Source organism: Stenotrophomonas sp. B1-1 (assembly GCF_010894375.1).
In the GTDB taxonomy this organism is placed as follows: domain Bacteria; phylum Pseudomonadota; class Gammaproteobacteria; order Xanthomonadales; family Xanthomonadaceae; genus Stenotrophomonas.
The window spans coordinates 25,834-44,017 of record NZ_JAAIUZ010000031.1 but is presented as its reverse complement, the minus strand read 5'-3'; the positions used below and the strand labels follow the sequence as shown (position 1 = coordinate 44,017).

General features: G+C 67.6%; 15 protein-coding genes. 12 read left to right on the top strand and 3 right to left on the bottom strand.

The window, feature by feature from the left end; translation table 11 throughout:
* Positions 1-2 precede the first annotated feature (2 nt).
* The 10 genes from G4G00_RS20145 (at position 3) to G4G00_RS20100 (ending at position 8,868) form a co-directional block, all read left to right on the top strand.
* A complete protein-coding gene (locus G4G00_RS20145) occupies positions 3-317 on the top strand; it encodes a hypothetical protein (RefSeq protein WP_108750011.1) in 315 nt (104 codons plus the stop codon).
* Between the two features lie 10 nt (positions 318-327).
* A complete protein-coding gene (locus G4G00_RS20140) occupies positions 328-966 on the top strand; it encodes an FMN-binding negative transcriptional regulator (RefSeq protein WP_164276066.1) in 639 nt (212 codons plus the stop codon).
* Positions 967-1,040: 74 nt separating this feature from the next.
* Entirely contained in the window at positions 1,041-1,703 is a 663-nt protein-coding gene (gene can / locus G4G00_RS20135) for a carbonate dehydratase (RefSeq protein WP_108750013.1), read from the top strand.
* 16 nt (positions 1,704-1,719) lie between these two features.
* Entirely contained in the window at positions 1,720-2,241 is a 522-nt protein-coding gene (locus G4G00_RS20130; RefSeq protein WP_108753534.1) for a 3-hydroxyanthranilate 3,4-dioxygenase, read from the top strand.
* A gap of 245 nt (positions 2,242-2,486) precedes the next feature.
* On the top strand, positions 2,487-3,761 hold the full coding sequence (gene kynU / locus G4G00_RS20125; RefSeq protein WP_164276063.1) for a kynureninase: 1,275 nt from the start codon (positions 2,487-2,489) through the stop codon (positions 3,759-3,761).
* 31 nt (positions 3,762-3,792) lie between these two features.
* A complete protein-coding gene (locus tag G4G00_RS20120; RefSeq protein ID WP_164276060.1) occupies positions 3,793-5,160 on the top strand; it encodes an NAD(P)/FAD-dependent oxidoreductase in 1,368 nt (455 codons plus the stop codon).
* Positions 5,160-6,599: an exodeoxyribonuclease I gene (gene sbcB / locus G4G00_RS20115; protein ID WP_164276057.1), complete on the top strand. Its 1,440-nt coding sequence runs from the start codon at positions 5,160-5,162 to the stop codon at positions 6,597-6,599. The genes G4G00_RS20120 and sbcB overlap by 1 nt, the downstream gene beginning before the upstream one ends.
* Positions 6,596-7,282 carry a DUF2461 domain-containing protein gene (locus tag G4G00_RS20110; RefSeq protein ID WP_164276054.1) on the top strand — a complete coding sequence of 229 codons (687 nt, stop codon included), beginning with the start codon at positions 6,596-6,598 and terminating at the stop codon, positions 7,280-7,282. Before sbcB ends, G4G00_RS20110 begins: the two co-directional genes overlap by 4 nt.
* Complete coding sequence (locus G4G00_RS20105; protein WP_164276051.1) at positions 7,282-8,274, top strand: aldo/keto reductase; 993 nt, start codon at positions 7,282-7,284, stop codon at positions 8,272-8,274. The genes G4G00_RS20110 and G4G00_RS20105 overlap by 1 nt, the downstream gene beginning before the upstream one ends.
* A 42-nt stretch (positions 8,275-8,316) precedes the next feature.
* Positions 8,317-8,868, top strand: a complete 552-nt coding sequence (locus G4G00_RS20100; RefSeq protein ID WP_108756592.1) for a DUF2939 domain-containing protein — start codon at positions 8,317-8,319, stop codon at positions 8,866-8,868.
* 118 nt (positions 8,869-8,986) lie between these two features.
* Here the strand turns inward: G4G00_RS20100 and G4G00_RS20095 are convergent, their stop codons facing one another.
* From G4G00_RS20095 to G4G00_RS20085, 3 genes are all read right to left on the bottom strand, one after another.
* Positions 8,987-9,934, bottom strand: coding sequence for a 5'-nucleotidase (locus G4G00_RS20095; protein ID WP_108750020.1), 948 nt, complete (start codon positions 9,932-9,934; stop codon positions 8,987-8,989).
* A 49-nt stretch (positions 9,935-9,983) separates the two neighbouring features.
* Entirely contained in the window at positions 9,984-10,757 is a 774-nt protein-coding gene (locus G4G00_RS20090; protein WP_108750021.1) for an NAD kinase, read from the bottom strand.
* Positions 10,758-11,029: 272 nt separating this feature from the next.
* Positions 11,030-16,006 carry an NAD-glutamate dehydrogenase domain-containing protein gene (locus G4G00_RS20085; protein ID WP_108753540.1) on the bottom strand — a complete coding sequence of 1,659 codons (4,977 nt, stop codon included), beginning with the start codon at positions 16,004-16,006 and terminating at the stop codon, positions 11,030-11,032.
* 262 nt (positions 16,007-16,268) lie between these two features.
* Here G4G00_RS20085 and G4G00_RS20080 point away from each other — a divergent pair, with 262 nt between their 5' ends.
* Both G4G00_RS20080 and G4G00_RS20075 read left to right on the top strand, forming a co-directional pair.
* Positions 16,269-16,925: a TetR/AcrR family transcriptional regulator gene (locus tag G4G00_RS20080; RefSeq protein WP_108750023.1), complete on the top strand. Its 657-nt coding sequence runs from the start codon at positions 16,269-16,271 to the stop codon at positions 16,923-16,925.
* Entirely contained in the window at positions 16,925-18,169 is a 1,245-nt protein-coding gene (locus tag G4G00_RS20075) for an efflux RND transporter periplasmic adaptor subunit (RefSeq protein ID WP_108753542.1), read from the top strand. Before G4G00_RS20080 ends, G4G00_RS20075 begins: the two co-directional genes overlap by 1 nt.
* Positions 18,170-18,184 lie beyond the last annotated feature (15 nt).

Genomic DNA, 18,184 nt, shown 5'->3' with positions numbered 1-18,184 from the left:
ACATGAACGACAACAACGACGCCCGCGACAGCTGGTGGCTGGCCAGCCTTGGCAACACCCTGATCTGGGCCCGCCTGCGCGTGCGCCCGGCCGGCACCGCCGAAGTGCTGGACAGCGATGGCAACACGCTGAGCTACGACAGCGAAGATACTGCCCGTTCGCAGCTGTTCGATGCCGAATTCGTCGAGTACGACGGTCTGGACGAAGAAGACGCGTTGGTCCGCGGCTTCAGCCTGCATGAAGTACAGCCGCCGCAGGCCGGCAGCGATGAAGGCCTGCGCGGCCGCATGGTGCAGTCGCTGGGCGGGCGCGCCTGAGCCCAGGCCGATGTTCACCCCGCGCGCCTTCGCCGAAACCGACCTGCGCTGGCTGGACCGCCTGCTGGCCCGCGATGCGTTTGTCACCGTGCTGACCACCGGTGAGGACGGCCTGCCTGAACTGACCCGGATGCCGGTGCTGTACCAGCGCCAGGGCACCCGGATCGAACTGCGCGGGCACTGGGCCCGGGCCAACCCGCAGTCGCGCCGCGACGGCCCGGCCAAGGTGCTGGTGGATGGCCCGCACGGGTACGTGTCGGCCAGCTGGTACCCCGACAAGGAACCCGCCGCACGCGTTCCCACCTGGAACTACGCGGCCGCCGAACTGCGCGGGCAGCTGCAGCGGTTCGACGACCCGACCGAACTGGCCGACCTGGTCGGCGCCATCAGCGACCATTACGAAGCCAGTGTCGGCCAGCAGTGGCAGTTCGAGGCCGACCGCCCCGAACACGGCCCGGAACTGCGCGCCATCGTCGGCTTCCGTTTCCAGGTTGAACACGTGCAGGTGAAGCTGAAGCTGAGCCAGAACCATCCCGAAGCCAACCAGCTGGCCGTGATCGCTGCGCTGGATGAGCTGCACACCCCCGCATCCACCGAGCTGGCGCAGTGGATGCGCTGGCACCGCGACGAGGCCGCCGCCGGCGGCTGAGCGCCCGTTTCCCCACCACGACGCGGCCGGCTGGGCCGCCTCGTGCGCCCACCTGACGTCAGGGACACACGAACATGAAAGACATCCACAAGCTGCTGCAGAACAACCGCGAATGGGCCGACCGCATCGAAAAGGAAGACCCTGAGTTCTTCCACCAGCTGGCCAAGCAGCAGCATCCGGAATACCTGTGGATCGGCTGTTCCGATTCGCGCGTGCCGGCCAACCAGATCATCGGCATGGCCCCGGGCGAGGTGTTCGTGCACCGCAACGTGGCCAACGTGGTGGCCCACAGCGACCTGAACTGCCTGAGCGTGGTGCAGTACGCGGTGGACCAGCTGAAGGTGAAGCACATCCTGATCGTGGGCCACTACGGCTGCGGCGGCGTGCACGCCTGCCTGCACAACACCCGCGTCGGCCTGGCCGACAACTGGCTGCGCCACGTGGGCGATGTGGCACAGAAGCACGCGGCCATCCTCGATGCGATCGACGATGACGAGCTCAAGCACGCACGCCTGTGCGAACTGAACGTGATCGAACAGGTCGCCAACCTGTGCCGCTCCACCATCGTGGAAGACGCCTGGGCGCGTGGCCAGAAGCTGATGGTGCACGGCTGGGTGTACAGCCTGAAGGACGGCCGGGTGAGCGAGATGGGTATCGACGTCGGCGCCCAGGACGAGCTGAAGCCGGCATACGAAAAGGCCCTGGCCTTCGTGCCCCGCCACGGCAAGCGCGACTGACCGACCGGAGACTGCCATGCTCGCCTCGCCGATCAACCTGCTGGCCTGGATCGAAGAACACCGGCACCTGCTGAAGCCGCCGGTGGGCAACAAGATGATCGAGAACGGCGATTTCATCGTGATGGTGGTGGGCGGGCCGAACTCGCGCACCGACTACCACTACGACGAAGGCCCGGAGTGGTTCTACCAGCTGGAAGGCGAGATGGTGCTGAAGGTGCAGGAAGACGGCGCCGTGCGCGATATCCCGATCCGCGCCGGCGAGATCTTCCTGTTGCCGGGCAAGGTGCCGCATTCGCCGCGGCGCCCGCCCGGCGGCGTCGGCTTGGTGGTCGAGCGCAAGCGCCTGGCGCACGAGCGCGATGGCGTGATCTGGCATTGCGAGCAGTGCAACCACAAGCTGTACGAAGAGTACTTCACCCTGCAGAACATCGAGACCGACCTGCCCAAGGTCTTCGCGCGCTACCAGGCGAGCCTGGAACTGCGCACCTGCAGTGAATGCGGGCACGTGGACCCGTTGCCGGCGCCCGCGGCGGGCTGAGGCCCGCACCGGTAGGCGCCCACCTTGGTGGGCGCATGGATCTACCGGCGCCAAACAAGGTTGGCCACTACCAGAAAACGCGGCGCCCACACCGGTAGGCGCCCACCTTGGTGGGCGCATGGATCTACGCGCGCCAACCAAGGTTGGCCACTACCAGAAAACGCGACGCCCGAAGCGTGGCCGCGACGCCCCGGGCAGGCGCCAGGCGCTACACTGGCAATCCCGTTGCAGCCTGTTGCCCGCCCATGTCCGATCTGCTCAGCCGCACCCACGCCATTGCCCTGGACGCTGCCGATCCGCTGCGCCCGCTGCGCAACGAATTCCTGATTCCGCGCCATGGCGGCGGTGAGCAGACCTACTTCGTCGGCAACTCGCTGGGCCTGCAGCCGCGCGGCGCACAGGCGGCGGTGCGGGAAGTGATGAAGCAGTGGGGCGAACTGGCCGTGGAAGGTCATTTCACCGGCCCCACCCAGTGGCTGTCCTACCACCGCCTGGTGAGCGCGCAGCTGGCCCGCGTGGTCGGCGCCCTGCCCAGCGAAGTGGTGGCGATGAACACGCTGAGCGTGAACCTGCACCTGATGATGGTCAGCTTCTACCGCCCCACCGCGCAGCGCCCGGTCATCCTGATGGAAGCCGGCGCCTTCCCCACCGACCGCCACGCGGTGGAAGCGCAGATCCGCTTCCACGGCTTCGACCCGGCCGACTGCCTTGCGGAAGTGCAGCCGGATGAAGCCAACGGCACGATTTCGCTGGCCGCGATCGAGCGCGCCATCGCCGAACACGGCCCGCGCCTGGCGCTGGTGCTGTGGCCCGGCGTGCAGTACCGCAGCGGCCAGGTGTTCGACCTGGACGCGATCACCCGCGCCGCGCGCCTGCAGGGCGCACGCATCGGTTTCGACCTGGCCCATTCGGTCGGCAACGTGCCGCTGCACCTGCACGATGTGGCGCCGGACTTTGCCGTGTGGTGCCACTACAAGTACCTCAACAGCGGCCCGGGGGCCGTGGCCGGTGCCTTCGTGCACGAGCGCCACCACCGCGACACCACCCTGCCGCGTTTTGCCGGCTGGTGGGGCCATGAAGAGGCCACGCGCTTCCAGATGTCGCCACAGTTCACCCCGGCCGTGGGCGCCGAAGGCTGGCAGTTGAGCAATCCGCCGATCCTGGGCCTGGCCCCGCTGCGCGCCTCGCTGGACCTGTTCGAGCGCGCCGGCATGGACGCGCTGCGCAGCAAATCGCTGGCGCTGACCGGCCTGCTCGATGCGCTGGTGCGCGCGCGCCTGCCGCAGGTGCTGGACGTGGTCACTCCGTCCGAACCGGAACGCCGCGGCTGCCAGCTGTCGCTGCGGGTGATCGGCGGCCGCGAACGTGGCCGCGCGCTGTTCGAATACCTGCGTGGCGTCGGCGTGCTCGGCGACTGGCGCGAACCAGACGTCATCCGCATTTCGCCCACCCCGCTCTACAACCGCTACCTGGACGTGCACCATTTCGTCGAGGAAGTGGAAGCCTGGGCCGGTCTGTAAGCCGCGCCCTCCCCTATTGCTGGACAGTTCGTTGATCGCACACGCCTCCCGCTCCCTGAGCATCATCGGCGCCGGCCTGGCCGGTTCCCTGCTGGCCATCCTGCTGTCGCGGCAGGGCTGGCGCATCACCCTGTACGAACGCCGCGGCGACCCGCGCGTGGCCGATTATGAAAGTGGCCGTTCGATCAACCTGGCCCTGGCCGAGCGCGGCCGCAATGCGCTGCGCCAGGCCGGCGTGGAAGAGGAAGTGATGGCCCGCGCGGTGATGATGCGCGGGCGCATGGTCCACCCACGCGACGGCCAGCCGCAGCTGCAGCGCTATGGCCGCGACGACAGCGAAGTGATCTGGTCGATCCATCGCAGTGAACTGAACACCACGCTGCTGCAGCTGGCCGAAGAAGCCGGTGCCACCGTGCATTTCCACCGCCGCCTGCATACCGTGGATTTCGACGCCGGCTACGCGCGCTTCATCGATGACCGCGACGACAGCCCGCATGACATCCGCTTCGACAGCCTGATCGGCGCCGACGGTGCCGGTTCGGCACTGCGTGCGGCAATGAACCGGCGCGCGCCGCTGGGTGAGGACATCGCCTTCCTCGACCATTCCTACAAGGAACTGGAAATCCCACCGGCCGCCGATGGCAGCTTCCGCATCGAGCGCAATGCGCTGCACATCTGGCCGCGCGGCCACTACATGTGCATCGCCCTGCCCAATCACGAAGGCACCTTCACCGTCACCCTGTTCCTGCCCAACCAGGGCAACCCGAGCTTCGCCACGGTCAACAGCGGTACGCAGGCCGAGGCGCTGTTCGCCGCCGAATTCGCCGATGCGCTGCCGCTGATCCCGGACCTGCGCGCGGACTGGGAACAGCACCCGCCGGGCCTGCTGGGCACGCTGACCCTGGAGCGCTGGCACCAGGACGGCCGCGCCGTGCTGATCGGCGATGCCGCGCACGCGATGGTGCCCTTCCACGGCCAGGGCATGAACTGCGCGTTCGAAGATTGCGTGGCGCTGGCCCGTCACCTGATGGACGCCGACGACCTGCAGGGCGCCTTCGCCGCCTTCGAAGCCGAGCGCAAGCCCAATGCACAGGCGATCCAGCAGATGGCACTGGAAAACTACCTGGAAATGCGCGACCGCGTGGCCGATCCGGCCTTCCTGCTGCAGCGCGAGCTGGAACAGGAACTGCAGCGGCGCTGGCCGACCCGCTTCGTGCCGCACTACACCATGGTCACCTTCCTGCACACGCCGTATGCCGAAGCGCTGCGCCGCACCGAACTGCAGCGCGACATGCTGGTGGCAGCCACTGCCGGCCACACCACGCTGGACAACATCGACTGGGCCGCACTGGAAGCGCAGATCCACGCGCAGCTGCCGGTGCTGGAGGGCGCGCACTGATGGCTGACAGCTTCCTGTTCTATGACCTGGAAACCTTCGGCCAGGATCCGCGCCGCACCCGCATCGCGCAGTTCGCGGCCATGCGCACCGACGCCGATCTGAACGTGATCGACACGCCGGTCAGCTTCTTCGTGCGCCCGGCCGATGATCTGCTGCCCTCGCCCATGGCCACCCTGGTGACCGGCATCACCCCGCAGCAGGCCATGGCCGAGGGCGTGAGCGAGGCCGAGGCGTTCGACCGCATCAACGAACAGATGTCACGGCCCGGCACCTGTGCGCTGGGCTACAACACCCTGCGTTTCGACGACGAATTCATCCGCTACGGCCTGTTCCGCAACTTCCACGATCCCTACGAGCGCGAGTGGCGCAACGGCAATTCGCGCTGGGACCTGCTGGACATGCTGCGGCTGATGCGCGCACTGCGCCCGGACGGCATCCAGTGGCCGCAGCGCGAAGACGGCGCGACCTCGTTCAAGCTGGAACACCTGGCCGAGGCCAATGGCGTGCGCGAAGGCGATGCGCATGAAGCGCTTTCCGATGTGCGCGCCACGCTGGGCATGGCCCGCCTGTTCAAGCAGTCGCAGCCGCGCCTGTGGGACTACGCCCTGAAGCTGCGCGACAAGCGCTTCGTTGGCAGCCTGCTGGACGTGGCGGCGATGCAGCCGGTACTGCACATCTCCATGCGCTACCCGGCCAGCCGCCTGTGCGCCGCACCGGTGCTGCCGCTGGCCATGCACCCGACCATCGGCAACCGCGCCATCGTGTTCGATCTGGACGGTGAAGTGGACGACCTGCTGGCACTGCCGGCCGAGGTGATCGCCCAGCGCCTGTACCTGCGCGCCAGCGAACTGCCCGAGGGCGTGGCCCGCGTGCCGCTGAAGGAAGTGCATCTGAACAAGGTGCCGGCGCTGGTGGCCTGGAACCACCTGCGTGCCGATGACCATGCGCGGCTGGGACTGGACGTGGCCGCGATCGAAGCCAAGGCCGCGCGCCTGCGCGAGGTGGCGCCGCAGCTGGCCGAAAAAGCCCGCCAGGTGTTCAACCAGCCGCGCCCCCCGATGCTGACCGATGTGGACGCCTCGTTGTACGACGGTTTCCTCGGCGCCGGCGACAAGCCGTTGCTGGCCCTGGCCCGCACCAGCGCGCCGCAGCAACTGGCCGCGCTGGAAGAGCGCTTCCGCGACCCGCGATTGCCCGAACTGCTGTTCCGCTACCGCGCCCGCAACCATCCCGGCACCCTGTCGCCGGCCGAACAGGAACGATGGCAGGCGTACCGCCGCCAACGCCTGCTGGGCGAACAGGGCCTGGGCGAACTGAACCTGCCCCAGTACCTGCAGCAGATCGACGCGCTGGCCGCCGAAGCGCCCGACGACGTGCGCCGCGCTGAGCTGCTGCAGTCGCTGCGCGACTGGGGCCACCACCTGCAGGAGCAGCTGTGAGTACGTATTTTTCCGAGGCCAGTTTCAAGTTCCTGCGCAGCCTGGCGCGGCATAACGAAAAGGCCTGGTTCAACGACCATCGCCGGCAGTACGAAGACCACGTGCGGCAGCCGTTCCTGCGCCTGCTGGGCGACCTGCAGCCCGCACTGGGCGAAGTGAGCGAGCACTTCCGTGCCGATACCCGTGGCGTGGGCGGCTCGCTGTTCCGCATCCACCGTGACGCGCGCTTCTCCAACGACAAGTCGCCGTACAAGACCTGGCAAGGTGCGCGCCTGTTCCACGAGCGCCGCCGTGAAGTGGCCGCGCCCTCGTTCTACATCCACCTGCAGCCCGGCGAGAGCTTCGTCGGCGCCGGCCTGTGGCACCCGGAACCGGAGACCCAGCGGCGCGTGCGCCACTTCATCCTGGACAACCCGGGCAGCTGGAAGGCGGCCGCGCACGGCGCGCCCCTGCGCAAGCGCTTCGACTTCGAGCAGAGCGAAAAGCTGGTGCGGCCGCCGCGCGGCTTCCCGGCCGACTTCGAATTCATCGACGATCTGAAGCACCGCAACTGGGTCATGTGGCGTTCGCTGGACGATGACACCATGACCGGCCCGCGCCTGCTGTCCACCCTGGGCAAGGACCTGGCCACCCTGGCGCCGTTCGTGGACTACCTGTGCGCGGCACTGGACCTGGAGTTCTGATGGGCAACGCCCTGCCCCTGCCCCAGCAGCGCCGCATGCTGGGCCGCACCGGGCTGGCCGTCTCACCGGTCGGGCTGGGCTGTTCGGGCTTCTGGGGCCATCCGCGCTTCGCCGAGGACGCCGCTGCGGCGGTGGTCGAACACGCGCTGGCACAGGGCGTGAACCTGCTCGACACCGGCCACAACTACTCCGGCTTCTACGCCGAACCGCGCCTGGGCCGCATCCTGCGCCCGCTGCTGGCACGCTTCCCGCGCGAATCGCTGGTGATTTCCAGCAAGGGCGGCACGCTGACCGGGCAGGCCGGGATCAGCGGTGCCGAGCAGCGTGATTTCTCGCCGGCGGCGATCACCGCCAGTTGCGAGGCGTCGCTGCGCAACCTGGGCCTGGACTACCTGGACGTGTACCAGTTGCACGGCGCCAGCCAACACGACATCAACGACGATCTGCTGCACGCGCTGGCCCGCCTGCGCGAACGTGGGCTGATCCGGCACACCGGCATCAACACCCATTCGGCCGCCACGCTGGAATGGATGATCGACCACCCGCAGGCCTTCGACGTGGTGCTGCTGGATTTCAACGCGTTGCAGCAGGACCGTGCGCCGCTGATCGATCGGCTGCACGCGGCCGGTATCGGCGTGCTGGCCGGCACGGTGCTGGCACAGGGGCACCTGCTGCCGCCGCGCCCGCGCCTGCCCCGGCTGGCCGATGCCTGGTACCTGGCCCGTGCGTGGCTGAAACCGAGCAGCCGCCAGTTGATGCGCAGTGCCGGTGCGATACGCCGCGCGGTAGCGAGCATCCACAGCCAGCGCCCGGCGCAGACCGCCTTCGCCTACGTGCTGCAACACCCCGGTGTGGCCAGCGGCATCCTCGGCACTACCCGCCTGCGCAGCCTGGATGAGGTGCTGGCTACCCGCGTGGACGCACTCAGCGCCGCCGAGCGGCAGCGGCTGGTGGCCGCCTTCGGTGATGGCCGCGGCTCACCCAGTCACTGAGTCTTCACCTGCGCGGCCGGCGTTTGCGGCAGTCTGGGCGGCATGAAGAAGCTCATCGGCGTCCTGATCCTGGCGGTTGCGGCCGTGTGTGCGTGGTGGTTCGGCGGCCCCTACCTGACCGTCCACGGCCTGTCCAAGGCCATCGAGCAGCGCGACACCGCGCGGCTGGAGCGCTACGTGGACTTCCCGCGCGTGCGCAGCAGCCTGCGCGCGCAGCTCAATGATTACCTGGTGCGCCAGGCCGGGCCGGAAGTGGCCAGCAGCCCGTTCGGCGCGCTGCTGTATGGCCTGGGCGACCAGTTGGGCGGCGCGGCGGTGGACACGATGATCACGCCCACCGGCATCGGTGCCTTGCTGCAGGGCCACGTGTTGTGGAAGCGTGGCCGCAACGAACTACAGGGCGGCGATGCCTTCGGCCCGACCGAACCGGCGCAGCCGCTGAAACACGCCGAACACCATTTCGAGGCACTGGACCGTTTCGTGGTGGATGTGGACCGCGGGCCGGGCCAGCCCCCCTTGAAGGTGGTGCTGGAACCGCAGGGCCTGCGCTGGAAGGTGGTGGACCTGCAGCTGGGGATGTCGGGCAGCCCGTAGCCCCACTTTGGTAGATGCCCACCTTGGTGGGCATTGACGCACAACCGTGCCAACCAAGGTTGGCACCTACCGGGGCGATGACGTGCCAACCAACGGTTGGCACCCACCCATCATGGCATCACCCCTCGTTGGCGACGCCGTGCGGCACGTGGCCGGCGGCCACGTGTTCGCGGGCGCTATCGATGTTGTGCTGGGAATCGTCGAAGAAGATGTCCGCGCCGAAGGCCTGCAGGAACGGCCCCTTGTGCCGGCCGCCCAGGAACAGGGCTTCATCCAGGCGCACGCCCCATTCGCGCAGGGTGCGGATCACCCGCTCGTGCGCCGGCGCCGAACGCGCGGTGACCAGCGCGGTGCGGATCGGCGCACTCTCACCGGCCGGGAAGACTTCCTGCAGCGTGTGCAGCGCCGACAGGAAGCCGCGGAACGGGCCTCCGCTGAGCGGCTCGCGCGCCCGCTCGCGTTCGTGGCGGCCAAACGCTTCCACGCCCTGCTCGCGCGAAATGCGCTCGCTTTCATCACCGAAGATCACCGCGTCGCCATCGAAGGCGATGCGCAGCTGGCCGGCGTTGCGCTCGCTGTGTACCACCTGGTCCTCGGCGGCCGCGGCGGTTTCGCCGGGCGGCTTGGGCAGGATGGTGGCCGCGGCGATGCCATGGCGCAGCGCACTGCGCACCGATTCGGGGTTGGCCGACAGGAACAGATCGGTGCCGAACGGCTTCACGTACGGCCAGGTCGGCTCGCCGGCGGTGAAGGTGGCGCGGATGATGCCCAGCCCGTAGTGCTGGATGGAATTGAAGATGCGCAGGCCGGTGTCGGCCGAGTTACGCGACAGCAGGATCACTTCCACCCGCGGGTTTTCCGGGCTGGCGCCCTGGTTCAGTGCCAACAGCTTGCGCACCACCGGGAACGCCACACCCGGCCCCAGGATGTCATCCTCGTGCTGGCGCTGGTATTCGGCATAGGCCGCCACGCCATCGCTCTCGAACAGCGCGTGGCTCTCTTCCAGATCGAACAGCGCGCGCGAGGTTACCGCGACGGTCAGCAAACGGGGGGTGTTGTCGCCCATGGCGGGGGTTCCTTGCAGCGGACGGCGGGGGCCGGCGGCGTATTGTCCCTTAAAAAACGAACTGTTCGCTCAGGATGCGGTCTTCCAGGTTGTGCTCCGGGTCGAACAGCAGGGTCACCCGGCGGTCCTTGGATTCGCGGATGGTCACTTCCACCACGTCACGCGTCTCGTGCGAATCGGCGGTCACGCTCACCGGGCGCTTGTACGGGTCCAGCACGCGGAAGCGCACTTCGGTGTCGGCCTTGAGGATGGCGCCGCGCCAGCGGCGTGGCCGGTACGGGGCCAGCGGCGTCAGGGCGATGGTGTGGGAGCCCAGCGGCAGTACCGGGCCGTGCGCGGAATAGTTGTAGGCAGTGCTGCCGGCCGGGGTGGCCACCAGCACGCCATCGCCGATCAGCTCGGCCACGCGCTCCTGGCCGTTCAGATCGATGCCGATATGCGCGGCCTGGCGGGTCTGCCGCAGCAGCGACACATCGTTGTACGCCAGCGAGCCGGTACTGGTGCCCGATTCGGTCAGCGCGATCATTTCCAGCGGGCGCAGGTTGGCCGGCTCGGCACGGGCGATGCGGGCCTGCACGTCATCGTCGCCGCGGTACTGGTTCATCAGAAAGCCGACCGTGCCCAGCTTCATGCCGAACACCGGTTTGCCCAGGTGGCCATGGCGGTGCAGGGTCTGCAGCATGAAACCGTCGCCGCCCAGCGGGCACAGCACATCGGCCTGGTCGGGCGCATGGTCGCCATAGCGCGACACCATGGCCGCGCGGGCCATCTGCGCAGGTTCGGTGGTGCTGGCCAGGAACGCGATGCGGGGGGTGTCGCTCATGGGTGGATCCGGGGGAAGGCTGTTCAAGAGCATAACCGAGCGCCGCTGCGCTCGCCGGGCATGGCCCGTGCGTCGGTAGCGCCGGGCCATGCCCGGCGAATGCACGCAGAAACAGAACGGCCCCGCTTTCGCGGGGCCGTTCCTCCAACTGCTGCAGATCAGGAGCCCCCCTGAGTCAGGGGGGCGCGCCAACGGCGCGGGGGTCTGGGAGCATGGTTGGCATGGGGCCCACGGTTTGCAGAGCAAACCGTGGGGCGTCAGCGCGAATGCGCTTACGCACCATGTGCTGCCAGCTGGCCCAGGCGCTGCACCGCGACCGAAACGGTCGGGTAGTCCAGGGTCTTCTGCTCGGCCAGTTCGGCCAGCATCGACAGGGTGAAGCGCAGGCTGTTGTCGTCGCGGCCGATCCACGCCGATACCTTGGCCTCGGCACTGCCGCCCTTGGTCGCCAGCACCTGGCCTGCCAGGTTGCGGTGGTGGTGGGCCAGCTCGTCGCGCAGCACGCCACGGGCCACGGCATGCCAGCGGCCATTGACCTCCAGCGCGTCGATCTGCTCGAACAGCCACGGCAGCTGCAGGGCATCGCCCAGGCGGAAGTGGATCTTGGACACGTCCACCGGCTTCAGCTTGCGGGTACGGGCCAGTTCGATGATGTCGAACGCCGGCTCCAGGAAGTGCAGTTCCGCCAGCTGCTGTGCCAGTGCCGACGGCAGGCCCTTCTCCTTCCACTCGGCCACCAGGGCTTCGTAGGTCGGACGCTGCGAATCAGGCAGCACGCCCGAAGCGACGCGGATGTCGTTGAACGGACCCTGGTAGCGGTTCACCGCCTCGGTGATGCCCGGCATCGGGCCCGGACGCGACAGCAGCCAACGCACGAACGAACGCTGTAGCTTCCAGATCACTTCCAGTGCGTCGATCTGCACCGATTCGGGCAGCTTGCCGTCCAGCGCGTCGATCTGCGCCCACAGCGCGCGGGCATCCAGCGTTTCGCGGCTGATGGTGTAGGCCTTGGCAACCTCGGCAATGGAACGGCCGGTGTCTTCCTGCATGCGCATCAGGAAGGTGGCGCCCATGCGGTTGATGGTCTGGTTGGTCACGGCCGTGGCGATGATTTCGCGCTTCAGGCGGTGACGCTCCATCGCGTCGGCGTACTTCTTCTGCAGCGGGGTCGGGAAGTAGCGCTGCAGTTCCTTGGACAGGTACGGGTCTTCGGGAATGTCCGAATCCAGCAGCTGGGCGAACGCCACCAGCTTGGAATAGGACAGCAGCACCGACAGTTCCGGACGGGTCAGGCCCTGGCCACGCGCCTTGCGCTGGGACAGCTCGGCATCGGACGGCAGGAACTCGATCTGGCGATCCAGCAGGCCCTGCTGTTCCAGCGTGCGGATGAAGTGCTGCTTGGAACCCAGGCGCTTGACGGCCATCCGCTCCATCAGGCTCAGCGCCTGGTTCTGGCGGTAGTTGTCGTTCAGCACCAGGTCGGCCACTTCGTCGGTCATCGACGCCAGCAGCTTGTTGCGCTGTTCAACGGTCAGCTTCTTGGCCCGCACCACATCGTTGAGCAGGATCTTGATGTTGACTTCGTGGTCGGAGGTATCCACACCGGCCGAGTTGTCGATGAAGTCGGTGTTGAGCAGCACGCCGGCCTGGGCGGCTTCGATGCGGCCCAGCTGGGTCATGCCCAGGTTGCCGCCCTCGCCCACCACCTTGCAGCGCAGCTCGCCACCGTTCACGCGCAGCGCGTTGTTGGCGCGGTCGCCGACATCGCTGTGCTGTTCGCTGGCAGCCTTCACGTAGGTACCGATGCCGCCGTTCCACAGCAGGTCCACCGGTGCCTTCAGGATCGCGCTCATCAGATCGTTCGGCGACAGCGCCTTGACGTTCTCGTCCAGGCCCAGTGCTTCACGCACCTGCGGGGTGATCTCGATCGACTTCAGGCTGCGCGGATAGATGCCGCCGCCCTTGCTGATCAGCTTGGCATCGTAGTCGGCCCAGCTGGAACGCGGCACGGTGAACATGCGCTCGCGCTCGACGAACGAGGTGGCCGCATCCGGGTTCGGGTCCAGGAAGATGTGGCGGTGGTCGAACGCGGCCAGCAGGCGGATGTGGCGCGACAGCAGCATGCCGTTGCCGAACACGTCGCCGGACATGTCGCCCACGCCGACGGTGGTGAAGTCCTGGGTCTGGCTGTCACGGCCCAGCGCACGGAAGTGGCGCTTGACCGATTCCCACGCACCGCGCGCGGTGATGCCCATGCCCTTGTGGTCGTAACCGACCGAACCACCGGAGGCGAACGCATCGCCCATCCAGAAGCCGTGGGCGATGGCCAGGCCGTTGGCGATGTCACTGAAGGTCGCCGTGCCCTTGTCGGCCGCCACCACCAAGTACGGGTCGTCCATGTCGTGGCGCACAACGTCCACCGGCGGCACGATCTTGTTGTTGACGATGTTGTCGGTGATGTCCAGCAGGCCCTGGATGAATAACTTGTAGCAGGCCACGCCGTTGGCGAAGATCGCATCGCGATCACCGTTCACCGGCGGCATCTTGGCGAAGAAGCCGCCCTTGGCGCCGACCGGCACGATCACGGTGTTCTTCACCATCTGCGCCTTCACCAGGCCCAGCACTTCGGTACGGAAGTCTTCGCGACGGTCCGACCAGCGCAGGCCGCCACGGGCCACGGCACCGAAGCGCAGGTGGGTACCTTCCACGCGCGGGCCGTACACGAAGATTTCGCGGTACGGGCGCGGCTTGGGCAGGTCCGGCACCAGCGCCGAATCGAACTTGAAGCTGATGACATGGCCGTGCTGGCCATTGGCATCGGTCTGGTAGTAGCTGGTACGCAGGGTCGCGTCGATCACGCCCATGAACGAGCGCAGGATGCGGTCCTCGTCCAGGCTGGACACGCGGTCCATCAGCTTCAGCAGCGCATCGCGCGCGGCCTGCATCTGCGCATCGCGGTCACCCTTGCGGGCGTCGACCACGGTCTTGAGCACCTTCAGGGTGGCCTCGTCACCGGCGGCCAGCACGTCGAAGTGGGCCTTCAGATGGGCCTGGCCAGCGGCGATGTCGTCCTTGCTTTCATGGCCGGTGGCCGGATCGAAGCGGGCTTCGAACAGCTCCACCAGCAGGCGTGCCAGCAGCGGGTAGCGGGCGAAGGTGCCTTCCACATAGGCTTGCGAGAACGGCACGCCGGTCTGAAGCAGGTACTTGCAGTAGCCACGCAGCATGGCGACCTGGCGCCAGTGCAGGCCGGCGGCCAGCACCAGGCGGTTGAAGCCATCGTTCTCGGCATCGCCGTGCCAGACGCGGGCGAAGGTCTCGCCGAAGGCTTCATCCACGCGCGCGGCATCGATGGCGCCGGCGGTCGATTCGACTTCGAAGTCCTGCACGTACACCGGCGCGTTGTCCACCGACAGGCGGTACGGGCGCTCGGCGATCACGCGCAGGCCCATGTTTTCCATCATCGGCAGCGCGTCCGACAGCGGAATGTCGTCCAGCTGGCGGTACAGCTTCAGGCGCAGGCCATCGCCACTTTCGCGCGGCACGGCCTGCAGACTCAGGCGCAGGTCGTCCGGGCCGGTCAGCGCGTCGAGCTGGCTGACATCGTTGGCGGCAACGGCCGTGCTGTTGTCTTCGATGTAGCCGGCCGGCAGTGCCTTGCCGATGCGCGCGGCAATGCGCAGGCCTTCGGTTTCGCCATGGCGCGACACCAGCGCTTCACGCAGGTCGTCCTGCCAGTTGCGCAGCACCTGGGCCAGCTTCTGTTCCAGTTCGGCGGTATCGACGTCCAGCATTTCGCCCGGCTTGGGGCGCACGATCAGGTGCACCTGGGCCAGCGGCGATTCGCCCAGCACCACCGAGCTGTCCACGTACTCACCGTGCAGCGCTTCCTTCAGCATGGCCTCGATGCGCAGGCGCACGTCGGTGTTGAAGCGCTCGCGCGGCAGGTAGACCAGTGCGGAAATGAAACGGCTGTACTTGTCGCGGCGCAGGAACAGGCGGCTGCGCACGCGTTCCTGCAGGCCCAGCACGCCCATGGCGGTGCGCAGCAGTTCGTCCTCGCTGGACTGGAACAGCTCTTCGCGCGGCAGGGTTTCCAGGATGTGGCGCAGGGCCTTGCCGCTGTGGCTGGCCGGGGCCAGGCCGGACTGCTTCATCACGTGTTCGTGGCGCTGGCGCACCAGCGGGATTTCCCACGGGCGGCGGTTGTAGGCGCTGGAGGTGAACAGGCCCAGGAAGCGCTGTTCGCCGATGATCTTGCCCTTGGCGTCGAATTCCAGCACGCCGATGTAGTCCATGTAGCCGGCGCGGTGCACGCGCGAACGGGCATTGGTCTTGGTCAGGATCAGCGCGTCCTTCAGCCCGGACGTGGTGTTCAGGCCCTGCGCAGCCAGCGTCTTGACCGGGCGCGCAGCGGACTTGTCCTTGCCGCGCATCAGGCCCAGGCCGGTGTCGTTCAGCGGTGCCAGCACGTCTTCCTTGCCCTGCTTCTCCACGCGGTATTCGCGGTAGCCGAAGAAGGTGAAGTGGTTGTCGGCGGCCCAGCGCAGGAATTCCTGTGCTTCGGCGCGCGAGGTGTCGTCCACCGGCAGCGTGCGGCTGCCCAGGTCGTCGGCCAGGGCCAGGGCCTTGTCCTTCATCGGCTGCCAGTCGCGCACGATGGCGCGCACTTCGTCCAGCGCCTTGTTGATGGCCTGTTCGATGGCGGCCATGGCATCGGCCGGCTGGCGGTCGATTTCCAGCAGCATCACCGATTCGGCTTCGCCCTCGCCCACCTTGGCCAGCTTGCCGGCCTTGTCGCGGGTGAAGCGCAGCACCGGGTGGCCCAGCACGTGCACGCCCACGCCCTGTTCGGCCAAGGTCATGGTGACGGTATCGACGAGGAACGGCATATCGTCATTGACGATCTGCAGCACCGTGTGCGGCGATTCCCAGCCGTTGGCCTTGGTGGTCGGGTTGAACACGCGCACGTTGGCCTTGCCGGCCTTGCGGGCACGGGCGAATTCCAGCGTGTCGGCGGCCAGCGCGGCCCACTCGTCAGCGCTGTGGTGCGGGAACTCGTCCGACTCCATGCGCTTGTAGAAATCCGCGGCGAATGCCACTGCCTCGGCCTGCGCGGCAGAGGGGTAACGCTTGCGCAAGGCCGTGTACACCGGCTCCAGGGAGAAACCAGCGGTCACTGCGACCTCCGACTCAGCTGGCTTGGTCTTGTTTTTCACGGTCTTGGCTGCGGTTTTTTGCGGTTTCATGGCAGAGCGATGCGCTTGCTCAGTTGGGAAAATGAAATTGTAGACCTATCCCGCGTAAAGGCCTTGCTGCAGGACGGAATAACCAGATTCGGGTTTGCTGCGGTTTAGACGCCTATTCAGTTCGCACCGGTATGGCGCGCACGGGCGTTGCGCCGCTGCCGACAGGATCGGCAAAGCGTGTTACGGAAAACCACGCGACAGGTGACAGGCAGGACTATCGGCACGATTCCACAATCCTGAACTGGACGGTATAGTCCACCGCGTGAACCCCACTACCCTCCCCGTTGCCGTGGACGCGCGCGATGAGCGCGTGTTCGATGCCGTGCGCGAACTGCTGGGCCGCCAGGGCATGCAGATGAGCATGGACGCGGTGGCCCAGCAGGCCGGCTGTTCCAAACAGACGCTCTATTCGCGCTACGGCAACAAGCAGGACCTGCTGCGCCGGGTCGTGCAGCGGCACGTGGGCGATGCCAGCGGCATCCTGCTGCGTGCACTCCGCAGTGACGACCTGCGTGCCAGCCTGTTGCAGTTCGCCACCGACTTCCTGGAGCACTTCAACCAGCCCCACGTGGGCCAGGCCTGCCGACTGATTGCCGCCGATGCATCCCAGTTCCCCGAAGAGGCGCGTACGCTGTACCGGGAAGGCGCCGGGGCGCTGACACTTCATCTTGCTGAATGGATTGAAACCGTTTGCAGGCGTGGCCTGCTCCGGCATGACGACCCGCACTACATGGCCGAACTGCTGCTGAGCATGATCGCCGGTCAGGATTTCGACAAACAACGCTTCCATACCCCCCATCGCGATGACGCGCGTGCGCGCAGGCGCTGGGCCGAGTTCTCCGTTGACGGTTTCCTGCGCGCGTTCGCGCCGGAACCGGCAGCGGTCCCGTCTACAAACCAACACCGGAGTTTCTCCTGATGACCGCCCCACTCCGCACCCTTGCCTTGACGTGCGCCGTCGCTGTCGCCCTGGCGGCCTGCAAGAAGCCGGAACAGCAGACGCCCCCGCCGCCGGAAGTGGGCGTGATCGATGCCAAGCCGCAGACTCTGCCGCTGCAGCGTGAACTGGTCGGCCGCCTGTCGCCCTACCGCAGTGCCGACGTGCGCGCCCGCGTGCCCGGCGTGCTGCTCAAGCGCGTCTACCAGGAAGGCAGCCAGGTCAAGCAGGGCCAGACCCTGTTCCTGATCGATCCGGCCCCGCTGCGCGCCGAACTGAATGCTTCCGAGGCCCAGCTGGCCTCGGCCCGCGCCACCTATGCCAACGCCAAGGTCGCCGCCGACCGCGCCCGTTCGCTGGCCCCGCAGCAGTACGTGTCCAAGTCCGACCTGGACGCGGCCCAGGCCACCGAACGCACCGCGCTGGCCGCGGTGAAGCAGGCCGAAGCGGCCGTGTCGTCCTCGCGCATCAGCCTGGGCTATGCCGAAGTGACCGCGCCGATCAGCGGCGTGGCCAACAAGCAGCAGGTGACCGAAGGCGCGCTGGTCGGCCAGGGCGATGTGACCCTGCTGACCACCGTGGACCAGCTGGACCCGCTGTACGTGAACTTCTCGCTGAGCGTGGACGAACTGAGCCTGCTGCGCGCGCAGCAGGCCAAGGGCGCGCTGGCGCTGTCCGGCGATGGCAAGGCCACCGTGGCGGTGAAGCTGTCCGACGGCACCACCTACAGCGAACAGGGCACCCTGGACTTCTCGTCCACCACCGTGGACCCGACCACCGGTGCGGTGTCCCTGCGTGCGGTGCTGCCGAACCCGCAGCAGATCCTGCTGCCGGGCGCCTTCGTCAGCTTCCAGGCCAACCTGGGTGACCGCAACAACGCCTACCTGGTTCCGCAGCAGGCCCTGCAGCGCGACACCATGGGCGGCTTCGTAATGGTGGTCGGCGCCGACGGCAAGGTGGTGCGCAAGAACGTGAAGACCGACGGTGCCCAGGGCGGCAACTGGCTGGTCAGCGACGGCCTGGCCGCCGGTGACAAGGTGATCGTGGCCGGCGTGCAGAAGGTCAAGGAAGGGGCACCGGCCACGGCCAAGCCCTGGACCCCGGGCCAGGACGCCAATGCCAGCGCCAAGCCGGCCGCCGCCGGTGCCGCACCGGCCGCCGACAAGGCCCCGGCCGAAGCGGCCGACAAGGCCGAACCGGCTGCCACCGAATCGAACAAGCAGTAACGGGACCCTTCCGTC

Excerpts from the sequence above, each read along its gene's own strand:
- can (WP_108750013.1), top strand. The coding sequence starts at position 1,041 with ATGAAAGACATCCACAAGCTGCTGCAGAACAACCGCGAATGGGCCGAC.
- G4G00_RS20105 (WP_164276051.1), top strand. The coding sequence starts at position 7,282 with ATGGGCAACGCCCTGCCCCTGCCCCAGCAGCGCCGCATGCTGGGCCGC.
- G4G00_RS20075 (WP_108753542.1), top strand. The coding sequence starts at position 16,925 with ATGACCGCCCCACTCCGCACCCTTGCCTTGACGTGCGCCGTCGCTGTC.
- G4G00_RS20145 (WP_108750011.1), top strand. The coding sequence starts at position 3 with ATGAACGACAACAACGACGCCCGCGACAGCTGGTGGCTGGCCAGCCTT.
- G4G00_RS20140 (WP_164276066.1), top strand. The coding sequence starts at position 328 with ATGTTCACCCCGCGCGCCTTCGCCGAAACCGACCTGCGCTGGCTGGAC.
- G4G00_RS20130 (WP_108753534.1), top strand. The coding sequence starts at position 1,720 with ATGCTCGCCTCGCCGATCAACCTGCTGGCCTGGATCGAAGAACACCGG.
- G4G00_RS20085 (WP_108753540.1), bottom strand. The coding sequence starts at position 16,006 with ATGAAACCGCAAAAAACCGCAGCCAAGACCGTGAAAAACAAGACCAAG.
- G4G00_RS20095 (WP_108750020.1), bottom strand. The coding sequence starts at position 9,934 with ATGGGCGACAACACCCCCCGTTTGCTGACCGTCGCGGTAACCTCGCGC.
- kynU (WP_164276063.1), top strand. The coding sequence starts at position 2,487 with ATGTCCGATCTGCTCAGCCGCACCCACGCCATTGCCCTGGACGCTGCC.
- sbcB (WP_164276057.1), top strand. The coding sequence starts at position 5,160 with ATGGCTGACAGCTTCCTGTTCTATGACCTGGAAACCTTCGGCCAGGAT.
- G4G00_RS20090 (WP_108750021.1), bottom strand. The coding sequence starts at position 10,757 with ATGAGCGACACCCCCCGCATCGCGTTCCTGGCCAGCACCACCGAACCT.
- G4G00_RS20100 (WP_108756592.1), top strand. The coding sequence starts at position 8,317 with ATGAAGAAGCTCATCGGCGTCCTGATCCTGGCGGTTGCGGCCGTGTGT.